The organism is Amycolatopsis sp. NBC_01307 (assembly GCF_035975215.1).
Classification (GTDB): Bacteria; Actinomycetota; Actinomycetes; order Mycobacteriales; family Pseudonocardiaceae; genus Amycolatopsis.
Map to the genome: position 1 here is coordinate 3,560,845 of NZ_CP108403.1, position 18,910 is coordinate 3,579,754.

The 18,910-nt window shown below is 70.8% G+C and carries 12 protein-coding genes and 1 riboswitch; of the genes, 2 read left to right on the top strand and 10 right to left on the bottom strand.

Annotated elements, in window-relative coordinates; genetic code table 11:
* Positions 1-3: 3 nt before the first annotated feature.
* Both OG439_RS14760 and OG439_RS14765 read right to left on the bottom strand, forming a co-directional pair.
* Positions 4-1,209, bottom strand: a complete 1,206-nt coding sequence (locus OG439_RS14760; RefSeq protein WP_326949926.1) for an IS30 family transposase — start codon at positions 1,207-1,209, stop codon at positions 4-6.
* Between the two features lie 108 nt (positions 1,210-1,317).
* On the bottom strand, positions 1,318-3,198 hold the full coding sequence (locus tag OG439_RS14765) for a hypothetical protein (RefSeq protein WP_326949927.1): 1,881 nt from the start codon (positions 3,196-3,198) through the stop codon (positions 1,318-1,320).
* Positions 3,199-3,423: 225 nt separating this feature from the next.
* Between OG439_RS14765 and OG439_RS14770 the strand changes: the two genes are divergently transcribed.
* Positions 3,424-4,575 (top strand): FAD-dependent monooxygenase, encoded by a 1,152-nt coding sequence (locus OG439_RS14770; protein ID WP_326951551.1) that lies wholly within the window; start codon positions 3,424-3,426, stop codon positions 4,573-4,575.
* Between the two features lie 4 nt (positions 4,576-4,579).
* On the opposite strand, the gene metH is transcribed toward OG439_RS14770, so the two are convergent.
* A complete protein-coding gene (gene metH, locus OG439_RS14775) occupies positions 4,580-8,221 on the bottom strand; it encodes a methionine synthase (RefSeq protein WP_326949928.1) in 3,642 nt (1,213 codons plus the stop codon).
* Positions 8,222-8,235: 14 nt separating this feature from the next.
* A riboswitch (S-adenosyl-L-homocysteine riboswitch) is annotated at positions 8,236-8,314 on the bottom strand.
* A gap of 349 nt (positions 8,315-8,663) precedes the next feature.
* Here metH and OG439_RS14780 point away from each other — a divergent pair.
* Positions 8,664-9,524: a TIGR03619 family F420-dependent LLM class oxidoreductase gene (locus tag OG439_RS14780; protein ID WP_326949929.1), complete on the top strand. Its 861-nt coding sequence runs from the start codon at positions 8,664-8,666 to the stop codon at positions 9,522-9,524.
* Positions 9,525-9,956: 432 nt separating this feature from the next.
* On the opposite strand, the gene OG439_RS14785 is transcribed toward OG439_RS14780, so the two are convergent.
* The 7 genes from OG439_RS14785 to OG439_RS14815 all read right to left on the bottom strand — a co-directional run bounded on the left by OG439_RS14785 (position 9,957) and on the right by OG439_RS14815 (position 18,633).
* Positions 9,957-11,342: a sugar porter family MFS transporter gene (locus OG439_RS14785; RefSeq protein ID WP_326949930.1), complete on the bottom strand. Its 1,386-nt coding sequence runs from the start codon at positions 11,340-11,342 to the stop codon at positions 9,957-9,959.
* Positions 11,343-11,934: 592 nt separating this feature from the next.
* Positions 11,935-12,936, bottom strand: a complete 1,002-nt coding sequence (locus OG439_RS14790) for a zinc-dependent alcohol dehydrogenase family protein (RefSeq protein ID WP_326949931.1) — start codon at positions 12,934-12,936, stop codon at positions 11,935-11,937.
* A 27-nt stretch (positions 12,937-12,963) separates the two neighbouring features.
* Positions 12,964-13,665, bottom strand: a complete 702-nt coding sequence (locus OG439_RS14795) for an HAD family hydrolase (RefSeq protein WP_326949932.1) — start codon at positions 13,663-13,665, stop codon at positions 12,964-12,966.
* Positions 13,662-14,477 (bottom strand): carboxymuconolactone decarboxylase family protein, encoded by an 816-nt coding sequence (locus OG439_RS14800; RefSeq protein WP_326949933.1) that lies wholly within the window; start codon positions 14,475-14,477, stop codon positions 13,662-13,664. Before OG439_RS14800 ends, OG439_RS14795 begins: the two co-directional genes overlap by 4 nt.
* A 40-nt stretch (positions 14,478-14,517) precedes the next feature.
* Positions 14,518-15,348 carry an AfsA-related hotdog domain-containing protein gene (locus OG439_RS14805; RefSeq protein WP_326949934.1) on the bottom strand — a complete coding sequence of 277 codons (831 nt, stop codon included), beginning with the start codon at positions 15,346-15,348 and terminating at the stop codon, positions 14,518-14,520.
* A 30-nt stretch (positions 15,349-15,378) separates the two neighbouring features.
* Entirely contained in the window at positions 15,379-16,821 is a 1,443-nt protein-coding gene (locus tag OG439_RS14810; protein ID WP_326949935.1) for a hypothetical protein, read from the bottom strand.
* 321 nt (positions 16,822-17,142) lie between these two features.
* Positions 17,143-18,633 (bottom strand): cellulase family glycosylhydrolase, encoded by a 1,491-nt coding sequence (locus OG439_RS14815; protein ID WP_326949936.1) that lies wholly within the window; start codon positions 18,631-18,633, stop codon positions 17,143-17,145.
* Positions 18,634-18,910: the final 277 nt, after the last annotated feature.

Here is an 18,910-nt window from a genome sequence, read left to right on the forward strand (position 1 = left end):
GATTCACGCAGTGGTTGCAACACCTGGTGTTTGTTGATCTGACAGTAGCTTCGTGAGGGCCTCGGTTGGTGTCCGCCAGCCGAGGGTCTCCCGAGGCCGCCCGTTCAGCTCCTCCGCCACCCGCACCAGATCATCCGCGCTGTGCTGGGACAGGTCGGTGCCTTTGGGAAAGTACTGCCGGAGCAGACCGTTGGTGTTCTCGTTGCTGCCGCGCTGCCAGGGCGAATGCGGATCGCAGAAGTAGATCTGCAACCCCGTGTCCAGGGTGATCTTCCGGTGATGGGCCATTTCTTTGCCCTGATCCCAGGTCAGCGAGCCCAGCAGCAGCGGCGGCAACGTCTGGATCATCTCGGTCATCGCCGCGGCGACGGTGGCTGCGTCCCGCCCGTGGGGCAGGTGCAGCAGCATCACGAACCGGGTCGAGCGTTCCACCAGCGTCCCGATCGCGGACCGATTGTCCTGGCCCAGGATCAGGTCGCCTTCCCAATGCCCCGGCACCGCACGGTCGGCGACCTCGGCAGGCCGCTCGGAAATGTTGACCATGTCCTGGATCCCGCCCGACGGGCGTTCCCGCCGGGTCTGGGCCTGCCGCCGCGGCATCCGCAACGCCCGCCCGGTCCGCAGTGCCGCGGTCAGTTCCCGGCGCAACGCGCCCCGGCCCTGCACATACAGCGACTGATAGATCGTCTCGTGCGACACCCGCATCTCCGGCCGGTCGGGAAAGTCCAGCACCAGTCTCTCGGAGATCTGCCGCGGCGACCACTTCCGGGTCAGCCCGTCCTGCACCGCCGCCCGCAACGCCGGATCGGCGCGCAGCTTCGCCGGTTTGGGTCGTTTCGCGCGTTCCTCGGCCGCGTGCTGGGCACTGCTGGCCCGGTAGTGGCCGGTCAGGCCGGTGTTGCGGGCCAGCTCCCGTGACACTGTCGAGGCCGGCCGGTCGATCGTTCTGCCGATGGCGCGTGGGCCGTGACCTGCGGCTTTCAGACAGGCGATCTCTTCCCGCTCGGCGATGGTCAGCCGGACCGGCCCGGGCTGGTGGGGTGCGTTGCTGATCACCCCGCCAGCTTGGCGGAACAGCCGCCCGCCTGTGGCGGGGGCGAAACCGGCCGCTTGCGCGGCCGGTTTCGCGGTCAGGCCTGCCCGGATCTGCTGCCAGAACAGCAGCTGCGCCGAGCGTGGTAGCCACCGATGGGTTCGTACCCGTGTCATCGCAGTTCCACCCTTCGCTGGGCGGTGTTGCAACGACTCCATGACTCCGAGCCTCCTTACCGGCTCTTATGGCCGGGAAGGAGGCCTTCACGGCTTTACCGGGGTCGCTCAGCCGGGGCGGTAGCAGCAGCGGTTGCCCGTTTGGACGCCGTCGCGCAGGGCGTCGCCGATCACCGCGTCGGCCGTCGCGATGCGGGTCAGGGCGCGGCGGATCGCTTTGCCCACCGCGATCCGGGCCTTCTCCTCGGCGCCGGCGAACTCGCGGACGCGCCCGGCCAGCCCGGCCGCCGCGGAGAGTTCGCCGACCAGCCAGTCGCGCTCGGAGCGCACCCGCTCGGCGCGGCCGTCGTCGTGGTTGGCCTCGTGCTCGTCGAGCTCGGCCTCCAAGGTGGCCAGCCACTTGCGGTAGTGGCTGGTCGCCGCCGGGTCCAGCACCGGCTGCCCGGACGTCGTCGCGGTCGTCACGCCGGGGCCGGCGGCGAGGTCGACGGCCGACAGCTCGTAGCCCGGGTTGTCCAGCAGCGTCGCGAGGTAACCCATGCCGACGCTGTGCTCGACCAGCACCGACCGGCCGCCCAGCGCGAACAGCCACTGCCGGCCCTGCCGGCGGCAGGTGACCCGCCCGGCCGGGCGCGCCGGTGCGGCGGGCAGCGTCATCCCGAGTTCCGTCGCCTCCCGGGTCGCCGTCGCCAGTTCCCGGGCGGCTTCGGGGGCACCGAGCAGCGCCAAGGCCTGCGCGAGCCGGGCCCGCGAGAGCGCGACGGCCGGCCAGTGCGCCAGCGCCAGGTTGTCCCGCACGGCCGCCCGGAAGTGCGTGACGGCCCGCTCGGGCTCGCCCGCGGTCAGCATCGCGACGCCCAGCGCGTGCTGCACCGAACCGAAGCACGCGACGGCGAGGCTGGCCGTCATCGGCAGCCGCGCGAACGGCGTCAGCAGCGCGTACGCGGCGAGCGCGGATTCGACGTCCGAGACCAGGCACGCGGACTCGACGATGCCGTACATCGACACCAGCCAGCTGCTCGACCGCGGCAGCAGCGCCAGGTCGCGGCCACGCAGCCGCGCCAGCGCCCCGGCGGCCTCGCGCTCGTCCCCGGCCGAAGCGGCGGCGACGGCCAGCCCGGCGACGAGCGCGTTGTCGACCGCGCTGAGCGTCGGCGAATGCACCGTCTCGCGCAGCACCGGCAGCAGTTCAGCGACGCGGCCCTGGTACCAGCGGATGGCGCCGAGCTGCGCGGTGTACCAGCCGGTCGCGTCGGCGTCGCCCGCCAGCTCACCGCGCCGGGCGCAGGCCGCGGCCCGCTGCTCGGCCTCGGCGAACCGGCCCGCGCGGATGCAGAGCATGACGTCGATCGCGTCGAGCACGAACCCGACCGCGAGGTGGTCCTGCTCGGCCAGCAGGCTCCGCAGGTCGGCGAGCCCGCGCTGGGCGTGCGTGTCGCCGTCGAGGAACAGGTCGACGGTGCGCCACAGCAGGCCCATCAGCAGGTCGCTGCGCCGCGACGTCCGGAAGCCCTCGGTGATCAGCTCCTGGGCCAGCGCCCGGCGCTGCCCGCCGTGGTCCGGCCCGAGCAGGCAGTGGTGGGCCAGGCTGGCGGCTTCGGCCCAGGCGACCGGGTCGCCCGCGCGCTTGGCTTCCTCCAGCACGGCGAGGATCTGGTTGCTCTCCCCCGCCACGTAGTCCGCTTCGCCCGCCAGCCGTGCCTTCAGCCGCAACGCGAGCGAAGAACCCGGGTCGACGGCGGACCGGGCGCTGCGCAACCGCGCCTGCAGCAACGCCGCCGCGGGCGCGCCGCGGTGCTCGTGCACCCACAACCCGGCCAGGCCCAGCGCCGCGCGGGCCATCCCGGCGCCGTCGCACTCCTGATCCGCCGCGCGGTAGGCCCGGTCGAACCACTCCCGGCCCGCACGCAGGTCCCCGTCGGCTTCCAGCGCGTGTTCACCGCGGCTCAGCAGCTCGCCGACCCCGGTCGTCACCAGCGGCGTTTCCATCCCCAGCACCGTGCGCCCCCTCTCCCCCGCGAGAATGGTCCTCCCGGAGCCGAAGCAGGTCAACAAGCGAAAACCACCACGCAAACCGGCCTCCCCGCCGGGAATTTTCCGTCGTCACCGTCCACTCTCGACGGTGACGCACCGGGTGCTGACGGTGGCCGTCAGCGCTTCGCCAGCGACCGGTAAGGCCCGGCGGCGAAGCTCTGCCCCATGACCAACGACGCCATGAAGAACCTCAAGGTCCTGATCTCCGGCGCGAGCATCGCCGGACCGGCCCTCGCCCACTGGCTGACCCGCTACGGCTGCACCGTCACCCTCGTCGAACGCGCGGCTTCGGTGCGCCCCGGCGGCCAGGCCGTCGACTTCAAGGGCCCCACCCACCGGACCGTGCTGGAGCGGATGGGGATCCTGGCGGAGGTCCGGAAGCGGGCGACCGGCGGGCAGGACCAGACGGTCGTCGACGCCGCCGGGCGGCCCCAGGCGGTGATCCCGGGCGAGTTCACCGGCGGCGAGATCGAGATCCGCCGCGGCGACCTGGCGGAGCTGCTGTACGAGCGCACGGCCGCGGACTGCGAGTACGTCTTCGGCGACACGATCACGTCGCTGACCGAGACGGCCGACGGCGTCGACGTCACCTTCGCCAACGCCGCGCCGCGTCGCTTCGACCTCGTCGTCGGCGCGGACGGCATCCACTCGAACGTCCGGCGGCTGGCCTTCGGCCCGGAGCACGACTACGTCAAGTTCCTCGGTCACTACTACGCCCTCGCGGAACTCGGCGAGCAGGTCGACGGCGGCGAGGCCGTGATGTACAACGAGCCCGGCCGGATGGCCGCGGTCGGCGGGCCGAAGGCGTCGGCGTTCTTCGTCTTCGCCTCACCGGAGCTCGACTTCGACCGCACGGACGTCGAGCGGCAGCGCGCACTGCTGATCGACGCCTACCGCGGCGTCGGCTGGCGGGTGCCCGACCTGCTGACGAAGGTGCCGCGGGCCCGCGAGTTCTACCTGGACTCGCTCGCCCGGGTCACGATCGACCACTACTCACGCGGCCGGGTCGTGCTGCTCGGCGACTCCGCCTACGGCAACACCCTCGGCGGCTTCGGCACCGGGCTCGCGATCGTCGGCGCGTACGTGCTGGCGGGCGAGCTGCTCGCGGCCGGCGGCGACCACCGCGCCGCCTTCGCCCGCTACGAGGAGCAGTTCCGGGGCTACGCCAAGATCTCGCAGCGCGGCAGCGCGGGCCCGTTCCTCGCGCCGCCGTCCCCGCTGCGGATCAGGATGCGGGACTGGACGTTCAAGTCCCGCATCCTGCTCCGCATGATGCTCAAGGCCACCGACAAGTTCGCCACCGACATCGAGCTGAAGGACTACCCGAGCTGACCGGCTACGCCTTGGGCTCGTAGGCCAGGTTCGGCCGCAGCCACTGCTCGACCTCGGCGACCTCGACGCCCTTGCGGCGCGCGTAGTCCTCGATCTGGTCGCGGTTGAGCCGTCCGATGGTGAAGTACTTCGAGTCCGGGTGGGCGAAGATCAACCCGGACACGCTCGCCGCCGGCGTCATCGCGAACGACTCGGTCAGGGCCATGCCCAGCTCGTCGGCCTCCAGGAGCTCGAACAGCTCGCGCTTCTGGCTGTGGTCGGGGCTCGCCGGGTAGCCGAGCGCCGGGCGGATGCCGCGGAAGCGCTCCGCGTGCAGGTCCTCCAGCTTCGGGTCGGCGTCCGGCTCGAACCAGCCGCGCCGCGCCTTGAGGTGGATGTACTCGGCGAAGGCCTCGGCGAGCCGGTCGGCCAGCGCCTTGACCATGATCGCGCGGTAGTCGTCCTGCTCGGCCTCGTACTTGGCCGCGAGCTTTTCGGCCCCGTGGATGGCGACCGCGAAGCCGCCGAGGTGGTCGCCCTCGGGGGCGATGTAGTCGGCGAGCGAGCGGTTCGCGCGGCCCTCCGGCTTCGACGTCTGCTGCCGCAGCATCGGGAACCCGATGTGCGAGAACTCGCCGTCGAGCAGGATGTCGTCACCCTCGGTGTGCGCCGGCCAGTACGCGTAGGCGCCCTTCGCGGTGAAGCCGCCCTCGGCGATGATCTGGTCGAGCAGCGTGTTCGCGTCGTCGAACAGCTCACGCGCGACCGGCTGGTCCAGGATCGCCGGGTACTTGCCCTTGAGCTCCCAGGCCAGGAACAGGAACTGCCAGTCGACCATCTCGCGCAGCTCGGTGATGCTCGGCTCCACGACGCGGACGCCGGTGAACTCCGGGGTCGGCAGGTCGGCGAACGACACCGTCTCCGGGTTCGCGCGCGCCTGCTCGAGGCTGAGCATCGGCCGGCGCTGCTTGTTGGCGTGCTGCTCGCGCAGCACCTCCTGGTCGGCCCGGTTCTTCTCGGCCAGCACGATCGAGCGGTCCGGGTCGAGCAGGTCGGACACCACGCCGACCACGCGCGACGCGTCGAGCACGTGCACCGTCGCGTTGTCGTAGACCGGGGCGATGCGGACCGCGGTGTGCTGGCGGGACGTCGTCGCGCCGCCGATCAGCAGCGGCATCTTCAGGCCCCGGCGCTGCATCTCCGTGGCGACGTTGACCATCTCGTCGAGCGACGGCGTGATCAGCCCGGACAGCCCGACCGCGTCGGCGCCCTCGGTGACCGCGATGTCGAGGATCTTCGCCGCCGGCACCATCACGCCGAGGTCGATCACCTCGTAGTTGTTGCAGCCGAGCACCACACCGACGATGTTCTTGCCGATGTCGTGGACGTCGCCCTTGACCGTGGCGAGCACGACCTTGCCCTGGCCGTTCGACACGGCCGCCTTGCCCGCCAGCCGGGCCGCTTCCTTCTCGGCCTCCATGAACGGCTCGAGGTAGGCGACCGAGCGCTTCATCACGCGCGCGCTCTTGACCACCTGCGGCAGGAACATCTTGCCCGCGCCGAACAGGTCGCCGACGATCTTCATGCCGTCCATCAGCGGGCCTTCGATCACCTCGAGGGGCCGGGCCTTGAGCTGGCGCGCCTCTTCGGTGTCGTCCTCGATGTAGTCGACGATGCCGTGCACGAGCGCGTGCGACAGCCGCTCCTCGACCGTGCCTTCGCGCCAGGACAGGTCGACGACGCGCTTGGTGCCGCTGCCCTTGACGTTCTCGGCGAAGCTCACCAGCCGGTCGGTGGCGTCCTCGCGGCGGTCGAACAGCACGTCCTCGACCAGTTCGAGCAGCTCGGGCGGGATGTCCTGGTAGACCGCGAGCTGGCCGGCGTTGACGATGCCCATGTCGAGGCCGACCTGGACGGCGTGGAACAGGAACGCCGAGTGCATCGCCTCGCGGACGATGTCGTTGCCGCGGAAGGAGAACGACAGGTTCGAGATGCCGCCGCTGATGTGGACGCCGGGGCAGCGCTCCTTGATCCGGGGCAGCGCGTCGATGAACGCCTTGGCGTAGCCGTTGTGCTCGCTGATGCCGGTGGCCACGGCCAGCACGTTCGGGTCGAAGATGATGTCCTCGCCGGCGAACCCGGCCTTCTGCGTCAGCAGGTCGTACGCGCGGCCGCAGATGGAGACCTTGCGGTCGGCGGTGTCGGCCTGGCCCTGCTCGTCGAAGGCCATCACGACGACGCCGGCGCCGTAGTTGCGGATGATCCGGGCCTGGGCGAGGAACGGCTCCTCGCCCTCCTTCAGGCTGATCGAGTTGACGACGCCCTTGCCCTGGATGCAGCGCAGGCCGGCTTCGAGCACGGTCCACTTCGAGCTGTCGACCATCACCGGGATGCGGGCGACCTCGGGCTCGGTGGCGATGAGGTTGAGGAACGTCGTCATCGCCTCCTCGCTGTCGAGCAGGTCGGCGTCCATGTTGACGTCCAGCAGGTTCGCCCCGCCGCGGACCTGCTCCAGCGCGACGTCGACGGCGGCCTGGTGGTCGTCGGACTCGATGAGCCGGCGGAACCGCTTGGAGCCGGTGACGTTGGTGCGCTCGCCGATCATCACGAACCCGGTGTCGGCGTTGATGCCGAACGGCTCGAGGCCGCTGAACCGGGTGAACGCGGGCGGCGCGGGAACCTCACGCGGGGTGACGCCCTTCGCGGCGGCGGCGATCTTCTCGATGTGCGCCGGGCTGGTGCCGCAGCAGCCGCCGACCAGGTTGACCAGGCCGTCGCGGGCGAAGCCGCCGATCAGCCCGGCGGTCTCGTCCGGCGTCTGGTCGTACCCGCCGAACGCGTTCGGGAGCCCGGCGTTCGGGTGACAGGCGACGTAGGCGTCGGCGATCCGCGACAGTTCCTCGACGTGCGGGCGCATCTCTTCGGCACCCAGCGAGCAGTTGACGCCCACGACCAGCGGCTTCGCGTGCTCGACCGAGCTCCAGAACGCCTCGACGGTCTGCCCCGAGAGCGTCCGCCCGCTCAGGTCGACGATGGTGACCGAGATCCACAGCGGCAGCTCCGGCGCGACGTCGCGCGCGGCGGCGATGGCGGCCTTGCAGTTGAGCGTGTCGAAGATGGTCTCGATCATCAGCAGGTCGACGCCGCCTTCGACGAGACCGGCGATCTGCTCCGCGTAGGCGGCCTTGACCTGCTCGAACGTGACGGCGCGGTACGCCGGGTCGTCGACCTTCGGCGACAGGCTGAGGGTGACGTTGAGCGGGCCGATCGACCCGGCGACGAACCGGCCGCCGAACTCGTCGGCGGCCTGGCGGGCCAGCTGCGCGCCGCGCACGTTCATCTCGTGGACGTGGGCCTGCAGGCCGTAGTCCGCCTGGCCGATGCTGGTGGCGGTGAAGGTGTTCGTCGTGGTGATGTCCGCGCCGGCCGCGAGGTACTGGCGGTGCACGTCGAGGATGACGTCCGGCCGGGTGATGTTGAGCAGGTCGGGGTCGCCGGTGACGTCGTGGGTGTGGTCGCCGAAGCGGTCACCGGTGTAGTCGGCCGGGGTGAGCCCGGCGCCCTGCAGCATGGTGCCCCAAGCGCCGTCGAGAACCGCCACCCGCTGGCTGAGCAGCTCGCGCAGCCGCGCGGTGGCCTCGGATTCGTGCGGGGTGATCGGGTTCACCGGCAGCCTCCCTCAATCGGGAGGCGCCCTTGGGTGGTTGGTCCCGGCCGAGCGTGGCGGGCCCCCTGGCCCGTTGCAGCGCCTCTCGGCCTTCGATCCAGGGTACTGGAACCCCGGCCCGGCACACCATCCCGCCCCACGGGTCCGTCCACTGGCTGGGACGCCACCCACGCGCGTCCACAATGGATCGTCGGCTCCACTCGCCACCACCCCGTTCCGACCGGCCGTTCCCGGGCTCACCCACTATGACCCGGCGAATGTCGGCGCTCTGCTCCCCGTCTGCTTACCCGGGCGGCGTCCAGCAACACTCGATCGACGCTCGATCCGGTCACGCACTGTGCGCACAGGTATACCGAACGCGAGATCGGCCACCCCCGCCGGTCCCGCAATGCGGGACGGCGGCCGCTTGAAAACTGAAACACGTTCTAATACAGTCCCTCGCGTGGACTACGGAATCGTGCTGTTCACCAGCGACCGAGGCATCACCCCGGCGGCCGCGGCGCAGGCCGCGGAAGCCGCGGGGTTCGCCACCTTCTACGTGCCCGAGCACACGCACATCCCGGTGAAACGCGAGTCACCGCACCCGCGCACCGGGGACGCGTCCCTGCCCGACGACCGGTACAGCCGCACGCTCGACCCGTGGGTCGCCCTGGCGACGGCCGCGGCGGTCACCGAGCGGATCCGCCTCTCGACGGCGGTGGCCCTGCCGGTCGAGAGCGACCCGATCACGCTCGCCAAGACGATCGCCAGCCTCGACCACCTCTCCGGCGGGCGCGTCACGCTCGGCACCGGGTTCGGCTGGAACGTCGACGAGCTGACCGACCACGGCGTACCCGGCAACCGCCGCCGCACGGCCCTGCGCGAGTACCTCGAGGCGATGAGTGCACTGTGGACGGAGGAAGAAGCCGCCTACGACGGGGAGTTCGTCTCGTTCGGCCCCAGCTGGGCGTGGCCGAAACCGGTCCAGGCGCACATCCCGGTCCTGCTCGGCGCGGGCCCGACGGAGAAGACGTTCCGCTGGATCGCCCGCCACGCGGACGGCTGGATCACCACACCGGCGGACACCGACCTCGACGGCCACGTCGCACTGCTGAAGGAGATCTGGCACGACGAGGGACGTTCCGGGGCCCCGTCGATCCACGCGCTGGGCGAACGCCCGGACCCACCGCGGCTGGCGCACCTGGACGCACTCGGCGTCACCGAGGTGATCTTCGGCCTCCCGGACCGCTCCCCCGACGAAGTCTCGGCCTGGATCGGCCGACTGGCGGGGAAGCTCGGCTTGACCACGGCCCCCGTCGCCTGACCACTTACCCGGCAACCCCGGTGGCCACGTCGGCCCGGATCGGGCGGCTGACCGGGAAACTCGGCCTCACCACGCCCCGCCGCCTGACCACGCACCCCGGCAACCCCGGTCGCCGCGTCGGCCTCTCCGGTCGGCTTCGGCCGCCCACGGTAACCGCCGAGGCTTGCGTGGCTGCCGGGACTCGTGGGGCGTTGCGGCTGGGGGTCGTGAGTGTTTAGGAGGGTTCTAACCCTCCTAAACACTCACGACCGGTACCGGTGTGGCGCGTGCGGCTTCTGGTGCGGCGGGGTTGGCCTGCGGCGATGTGGTCGCCGGAACGGCGGGCCGGCGGTGTCGGTAGCCGAACGCTGGTCCGGCTGCAGCGCAAGGGTTCGGGAACGCGAAACGGCGGGGGTGCGGTTTCCCGCACCCCCGCCATTCACACCACCAAGATCAGCTCTTGGCGGCCACGCCCTGGCGCGCTCGCAGGTCCAGCTCGATCTGCTCCAGCGAACGGCCCTTCGTCTCCGGGACGATCCACTTGGTGAGCACGAACAGCACCACGTTGATCCCGGCGAACAGGAACATCGAACCGCCGATGCCGAGCGAGCCCACGGCGGAGATGAGCGGGAACACCGCGCTCACGATGCCCGTCGCCGCCCAGAGAATGACGCTGCTGACGCCCATGCCCGCCGCCCGGTACTTGAGCGGGAACACCTCGGCCATCATCACCCAGACGACCGCGCCCCAGCCGAGCTCGTAACCGACCAGGTACAGCACCATCATGACCAGCATCAGGATGCCGCGGGTGCCGGTGTCGTGGACGTTCAGCACCACGAGCCCGGCCGCCACCAGCGTGATCACCATGATCACGTTGCCGATGAGCAGCAGCGGCTTGCGGCCCCAGCGGTCCACCACGAACACGACCCACGCGGTGAACAGGAACTTCGTCACGCCCAGCAGCACGCCGGACAGCAGCGCGGCCTGCGTGGCGAACCCGAGGCCGATCAGCATCGTCGGGAAGTACGCGTTGATCGCGTTGACCCCGCTGAACTGCTGCCCGATCGCGAGCAGCGCGGCGACGATCATCATCGGCCGCACGAAACCGGAGAACAGGTCGCGGAACCGCGGCTTGCCCTCGGTGTCCATCTGGATGACGTCGCGGATGGTCGCGATCTCCTCGTCGAGGTTCACGGTGTTGCCGTGTGCGCTCGCCAGGACCCGCCGCGCCTCTTCCTCCTGGCCGTTCTTGACCAGCCAGCGTGGCGTCTCCGGCAGGAACGCGAGCCCGACGAGCAGGATCGCCGCCGGCACGATCGCGCCGGCGAACATCCAGCGCCAGGCCGAGATCGGGCCGAGGAAGTAGCTGGTCAGGAACGCGATCAGGATGCCGAGCACGATGAAGATCTGGTTCAGCGCGCCCATCGCGCCGCGCAATCGCGCAGGCGCCAGCTCGGAGAGGTAGGTCGGGACGGTCGAGGACGACAGCCCGATCCCGAGCCCGATGACCAGCCGCGAAATCACCAGGAACGCGAACGTCGGCGAGAAGGTCGCCGCCAGCGTGCCCACGATGACGATCGCCGCGGCGACCATGATGGTGCGCCGCCGGCCGAGTGCTTCGTTGATGCGGCTGGAGAACAGCGCGCCCACGATGGCACCGACCGAGAGACTGGCGGTGATCACGCCCTTGTCCCAGGCGGTCAGCGACCACGCTTTCCCGATGAACGGGAGCACACCGGAGATCACCCCGAGGTCGTATCCGAACAGGATTCCGCCGAGTGCGCCGAAGAAGTACAGAGTTGTTCGGCTGATTTGCCGTGGCGGGGCCGTCTGCGTCATTGCCGGGTCGCCTCTTTCATAGGTCCAGTCCAGCCAGCGGCCACCACACTCACACGCCGGAAAAAACCGGGCAAGACAGTCCTTGATAACGATTCAGAAACGTGATCGCCATTCACATATGTGACAGCGTAAGGCGCACGGCATTGCTCCGTACGCCGACCCTTCATTCACAACCTCGAATGGGTACACAGTGGACACGGATCGACGCGGAAGACGGTGCAAAGATCCACAGTGGACAAATGCGGGACGCGATTTGTGAAAGCGCTCCCGGAACCGGTGGGCGGCAACCGGACGTATTCGGCGTTATACGCCGGGCGAGGGCAGAAGGGGTCCGGACGCAGCAGGAGGGGGTTCAACCCACCCCCAGGTGGTTGAACCCCCTCCGCGCCCCCAGACCGGACCGTCGGGCCGAGCAGCCGCAGCCTGCTCGGGCGATGTCCGATGTCTGTCGGGTACCACTTTCCTCGGTACCGGCATCCGCCGCCATTCCTGCCCGGAGGGCAGTTTTTCGGCCCCGCGCACCCCGCTTGAGCTGCGGAAATCGTAGATCGAGGTGCAGAACTACCCAGCCGGGCCGGCAAAAATTACCCGGTCACGCGCTTTCCAGCACGACCTTGCCGACGTGGGCGCCGGACTCCAGGTGCTTGAAGGCGGCCGCGACGTCGTCGAAGGCGAACCGGCGGTCGATGACGGGCCGCAGGCCGGTGCGTTCGATCGCGCGGTTCATCGTCTGGAACGTCTCGCGGGAGGCGTTGGTGAGCCCGCGCAGGGTCAGCTGCTTGACCAGCACGAGCACCGGGTCCGCGGCACCTTCGTGGGTGAGGACGCCAGCGACGCTGACGTGCCCGCCGACGCGCGCGGCGAGCATCGACTGGCCGATCGTGCCGCCCCCGCCGACGTCGACGACGTGGTCGACGCCGCCGCCGGCCAGCTCCGCCGCGGCGAGGCCCCACTCCGGGGTGGTCGTGTAGTTGATCGTCTCGGCCGCGCCGAGCTCACGCAGCCGCGCCAGCTTCTCGTCGGAGCTGGACGTCGCGATGACGCGGGCGCCGGCGAGCGCTGCGAACTGCAGGGCGAACGTCGACAGGCCGCCGCTGCCCAGGGTGAGCACCGTCTGGCCGGGGAACACCCCGCCCTCCTCGACGACCGCGCGCCACGCCGTCACGCCGGCGCTGGGCAGCGTCGCGGCCTCGGCGTAGTCCAGGTGCGCGGGGACGGCCACCAGCGCGTCCTCCGGGAAGACGGCGTACTCGGCCAGCGTCCCGTCGAGCGAGCCGAACAGGTCGTCCGCCGTCTTCTCCGGCGTGCCGGGCCCCGCGAGCCAGTTCGGGAAGTACGTCGCCGCCACCCGGTCGCCCGCCGACCACGCGCGCACGCCGTCACCGACCCCGACGACCTCGCCCGCGCCGTCGGACAGCGCGACGACGTCCGGCTTGACCGGCTTCGGGTAGAAGCCCTTGAGGATCATCAGGTCGCGGGCGTTGACCGCCCAGCCGTGCAACCGGACCAGGACCTGGCCGGGGCCGGGTTCGGGGGCGTCACGCTCGCCGAGGACGAGTCCGGCGCCGGGACGCGGCAGGGAAAAGTACTTCACAGCGGCTCCAAGGAGGTGGGAAACCCATCAACAGGGCCAGTGTGTCGAAGTCGCCAGCTCTTCGTCGACCATCACGAGAAGATCCGGGGTCAGTTCGGCGAGCGACGCCGGGAGGTGCCGGACGCCGAGCCCGGCCATGAACTCCCGCTGCCGCGCGTGCGCCGGGCTCGACGGGAACCCGAGGAAGCCGGCGCCGTGCTCGCGGGCGTCGGCGGCCACCCGGCTGACGTCGTCGACGAACACGATCTCGTCGAACGCGACGTCGAAGACCGTGCGGGCGATGTGCTCGACACCCGGCCGGTGCTCGTTGATGCTCACGTACGGCACTTCGGCGTCGAGCAGCGCGGTGAAGTCGCCGAGGTACCGGTCGAACGTGTGCTCCCGGGTGCGCCCGCCGTAGCAGACCAGCCGCACGGGCAGGCCGCTCAACGCCGTCAGGCAGTCCTGGACGCCCTCGGCCACCCGGATCGGGTGCTCCCGCAGGTACTCCTGCCGCGCGGCCCAGAGCTGCTTCAGCGTCTCCTCGGCCGGTTGGTCCAGTGCGCAGAGCCGGGTGACCTTCTCGGCGACGACGAGGTCGCGCAGCCCGATCACGTCCCGCTCGGCCTCGGCGTCGTACACCCCGCCGTGGTCGGTGACGAACCGGGCGATCACGTCCAGGTAGGTGTCGTCGATGAGCACACCGTCGCAGTCGAGGGCGACCACGCGGAGCTTGCGCAGGGCGCTCACCGCTGCGCGAACACTTCCCGCGCGGCCGCGATCGCGTTGAGCGCGGCCGGGAAGCCGCAGTAGAAGGCCAGGTGCAGGATCGTCTCGACGATCTCCTTCTCGGTGCCGCCGACGTTGAGCGTGGCGTGCAGGTGCACCTTCAGCTGCGGGGTCGCGGTGCCGAGCGCCACGCACGCGGCGATCGTGACGATCTCGCGCAGCCGCAGGGTCAGGTGCGGCCGGGTGTAGATCTCGCCGAAGGTGAACTCGACGATGTACCGGGCCAGGTCGGGCGCGATGTCTTCGAGCGCCTGGGCGACCTTCTCCCCCGCGTCGCCGTCGACGGCCTTCATCGCGGCCAGGCCGCGCTCGTAGCGGTCCTCGATGCCGGCCCACGGCACGTCGGCCGCCTCCCCCGTCGGGGGTTCCTCCGCCGGCAGGGCGGCGAACACGGTCTTCAGCTCCCCCAGCGCGTTCAGCGTCGCCGGGAACCCGGCGAACGAGCTGATCTGGATGGCCGTCTCGACCAGCTGACGGCGGGTGCAGCCGACGTTCAGCGCGGCCTTGGCGTGGAACTGCAGCTGCGAGCCCGCGTAGCCCAGCGCGATGAGCGCGGCGACCGTGGCCAGCTGCCGGTCCGGGAGCGGGAGGCCGGGGCGGTGGTAGACGTCGCCGTAGATGAACCCGACGCACTGTTCGCCGAACTCCGCCTCGCCGATGCTCTCGAACAGGTCCAGCACGGCCGGGCGGTCCACCCCGCCGAGCTGCTGGATCAGTTCCAATCCCTGGGCGAAGGACGCGGCAGCGCGGTCCTGCTCCGGCACGTCGGACATCGTTGTGGGGTTCCTTCCGCAGTGGTGTTTGGTGCCTGACTCAGCCCAGGTAGGCCCGGGTGGCCTGGTCGGCCTTGCGGCGTTCCAGGGTGTCGATGCGTTCCAGCCGGATCATCGCGTAGTCGATGCCGGCGGTGGCGACGGTGCGCCCGTGCTGGCGCACCACCGCGGTGGCCCGGAACTTCAGGTGGTGCGCCCGCTCGAGGTCGGACTCCTCGATGCGCGACTCGACCGTGGCCGGGAGCGGGAACAGGAAGTCCTCGAAGGACATGTCGATCCGCTTCCACACCCCCGCGTAGCCCGCCGAGGTCAAGGCTGGGCGGACCGCGGTCTCGAACTGCGCGATGCAGATCTGGCGCATCGCCTCGATGATCACGATGCCCTGCACGTGTTCGCCGGTGTGGTGATCGAGGACGAGCTCGTTGTCCCGGTGGACACGCAGGTCAGCCTGACAGAGCGTGACCTCCGGGCTGTGCACGCCGGCGAGCAGGACGTTCTCGGCGCGGTGCTTGTGGACGATCGCCGGGGCCACCGGCAGCGGCCGGAACGCGTCCGGGTCCGCCAGGAACACGGTGGCGCCGCTCTTCTCGGCGGCGGCTTCCAGCAGGTCGCAGTCCGTCCCGTCGATGCCCTGGCCGGGGTGCACGACCCAGCTGCAGCCGGCCACCTCCGGGCCGTCGGACGTCATCAGGGCCAGCAGCCCCGACACCGTGAACACCTGGTCACCGCGGGCGAACCTGGCGAAGCGGTCGGCGACCACCACGACCTGCCGGCGTGTCCGGCCGTGCAACGCCCAGTCGGGGGCGGCGTCGGCCGGTTCGGCAGGACTGTCGTGGGGTGCCCGGCACGCAGAACCATCAGGTCCTGCCATCGGCACCTCCATCCGGGATCGGGTCGAGCGTCACTCCCGCGTGGACGCCTGCGCGTCCACAAGGGCCTCCGCGAGGTTCCGGGCCGTCGGGACCGAGCGCCAGCGCGGACCGGACAGCTCGGCGGCGAGGACCTTGAGCATGGCACGCACCATGTCCGGCTGTCTGCTCACATCCGCGATCAAGAGCGGTTCCACTTGCGCGGCGGCGCCCTCGAGGTCGTCGAGCAGCAGGTGCGCGCGGCCCATGTCGATCCGGATCATCGGGTCCATCGCTTCCCAGCGGTTCTCGAGCGACAGCCGCTCGTAGGCCTCGCGGGCGGTCCCGAACTCGCGCAACGCCGCCGACGCCTGGCCGACCGAGAGCAGCGACGTGCCGGCCATGTAGTGCCGGCGGTCCTTCGTGATGTTGAAGAACTGGTCCTCGCCGCCGGCCCCGAGCTCCGGGTCCTCGATGCTGGTCCAGCGCGCGATCGCGTCCAGCACCTGCGGCTCGGCCCGCACGGACGACCACCCGCGCGCCTCGGCGAGGATCAGCGGCGCGTCGGTGAGCCGCCCGCCGACCTGGTAGTTGAGCCCGTCGGCGGCGAGCTTCGCGGACTCCACGCCGTTGCCGGCCCAGAACGCCACCCGCGCCTGCGACGTGCGGACCCAGCGCCGGGCGAGGAAGTCGTCGGCGTACTGCGTGTAGAGCCAGGCGGCGGAGTTCAGCTCGCGCGAAAGCCGGTAGCGCCCGAGGTCCCCCGCGATCCACGCCATCATCGCGGCGCACTTCGCCCCGACCATGAGCAGGTCCTGGGTCTGCTTCGGCCGTTGCCGGCCCTTCAGCAGCGCGGCCGTGCGTTCCTCGACGACGGCGAGCTGGCCCAGCACCGAGTCGGGGGCGGTCCGCGTGTACGCGCTGCCCAGGAAGTTGAGGTCCGACCACAGGTCGTCGAGCTGGACCTCGTCCACGTTGGTCGTGGTGAGCAGGATGGCGTCGTCGAGCGAGGTCACCCCGACCTCGGTGTCCGCGCCGGGGTCGACGTGGACGATCGAGCGGATCGGGTAGCTCAGCACGGGTGCCGCGGCCTTGGCGGCGACCGGGACGACGGCCACGGGCGCGACCGGCGCCACCTGCTCCACCGACTCGACGTCGGCGTGGTACTCGGCGAGGTCCTTCGGCGGGAGCTGTTCGAGGTCGCGCAGCCCGAGCAGGGACTTCCAGCTCGTGCCGTACACCTGGGCCAGCACGCGCAGCGCCGCGAACGTGGGCCGGACGCCGCGGTCGGGCCACTGCTCGTACTCCCAGATACGGGTCCCGCGCATACCCGCGCGGGGGTCACCCGTAAGGGTGTTGTACTGGTGCGCCGCCACGTCGAGCGACAACTCGGACGCCAGCCGCCACGCCGTGCGGGGCGGGACCCGGCATTCGACGATCAGGTTCTCCGCCACGCGCGCCGGGATCACCTCGTCGGGAAACCCCAGGGCGGCCAAGCGATCGCGCAGCTGTGCACGGTAGGGCTTACTCCCTGGCTTGACCTGTCGACTCATCGTTCATCCAACGATTTCCGGAGTACTGGTGCACCGGTCGACAGTACCGCAGCGTGACCGTTACGGCCCACGATGTGACAAAGGTGCGGCTCACGTCCTGAAATCGCCGTCAGGGGCGGAACGAGGCAGGAAAAGGGTGATGCCGGCCGACCTGGGGGTCATCGGCCGGCACCACGGGGCGGGCGAACCCGCCTCCGCCATTATGCATGTGCGGACGTCCGCGCGCAGCGCCGGACGAACTTCTCACACTTCGGTGGACGCGGGTCAGCCCGCGGCGAGGAAGTGCTGCCGGACGCCGGCGCCGAACGCCGTCGGCGTGCCGTCGTAGGCCGAGATCAGCGCGGGCCCGGTCGAGCAGTTCCAGGTGTTCCAGGTCCAGCCGAGGTAGGACGCCTGGTGGCGGTCGAGCCAGTCCATCAGGCCGGTGACGTACCCGCTCGCGCAGTCGTTCTCGCCGATCTCGCCGGCCACCAGGGGCACGGCCGCCGCGACCGGGGCGAGCTGGGCGTCCCAGCAGGAGGACGAGCCGCAGGTGTTGAAGTTGTACGAGTGCCACGACGCGACGAGGTTGCCCACCGGGTCGCTCGGCTTGTACTGCAGCCACTGCGTGAGGTCGTTGGAGTAGGCCAGGCCGCCGAGCATGAGCACGTTGGTGGCGCCGGTCGCGCGGACGGCGTTCACCAGCGTCTGCATGCCCGCCACCGCGTAGCTGATGCCGGTGCACGCCGACCCGCCGTCGCGCCAGCACGTCCAGGCCGCGGCCGAGCCGGAGACCGCGCGGTCGAGGTAGGGCTCGTTGAACAGGTCCAGGATCGTGGCGTCGTCACCCTTGAACGCGGTCGCGACCGACGTCCACAGGTCCACCGCGTGTGCGGCGTCGGTCATCGGCTTCTGGCACGTCGAGTTGACGTCGGTGCACGCCGAGGAGTTCCCGGTGTAGACCCCCTGGGTCCAGTGGAGGTCGAGGATCGCGACGAGTCCATTCTGGTGCAGCAGGTCCACATAGGACTTGAGCGCGGTGCGGTAGGTCGCGCCGGCGTAGGCGGGCTCGACGTTCGGCAGGCCGAGCCAGCAGTCCTCGTTGAACGGCACGCGCACGACGTTCGCGTGCCAGCTCTTGATGGCGGCCACGGAGGCGGCGTCCATCGGGCCGTCGAAGATGCCGTTGCCCTGCACGCAGGCGAACTCGCCGCCGGAGCGGTTCACCCCGCGCAGGGTGACCGGCGTGCCCGCGGAGTCGGCCAGCCGGTTGCCGGCGACGTGCAGCGCGGGCGCGCCCCCGGCCGGTGGCGGGGTGGTGGTGACGGTCGTCGGCGGCGGGGTCGTCGTCGGGGGTGGCGTGCCGCCGCACGGCGCGCCGTTGACGCTGATCGACGCCGGCGCGGTGTTGGTGCCGCTGTAGCCGAAGTTGGCCCCGGCGGTGATCGACGAGCCGGGGGCGACGGTGCCGTTCCAGCCCGCCGGGGTGACGGTGACCGTCTTGCCCGTCTGGGCCCAGGTGGCGTTCCAGCCCTGCTGGAGCTGCTGGTTCCCGGTGTAGGCGTAGCTGATCTGCCAGCCGGACAGCGGTGCCGTCCCGAGGTTCTTCAGGGTGAGGTTGGCGGTGAAGCCGCTCCCCCAGTCGTTGACCGTGTAGCCGACTTCGCAGGCCGTCGCCGCCGAAGCGGGCGACGGCGTGCCGAGGGTGAAGGCCGTCGTCGCGCCGACGACGGCGAGCGCGCTGAGGGCGCCGAGCAGTGCTGGTCCGGAACGCATCGATCACTCCTTTGTGCACGACCTGGATATGAGAGCGCTCCCAGCACCGGTGGACGCTACCGCGCGGCCCGGCGGCTGTAAACCTCGTGGCGAACGCCCGCGAACAACCCGGAATCCACTCCAACGGCGGCATCCGCCCGCTCCCGCCGGTGGCGCAGCGCGACGGAGACATTTCTTTGCCGCCAACGGGTTCGGCCGTTCAGGAGTGTTCAGTGGCCGATCCCGGGGAAACGGCCCCGGAAAGCCGTCCACCGGGTCGGGCCGCGTCCGGGTCGCG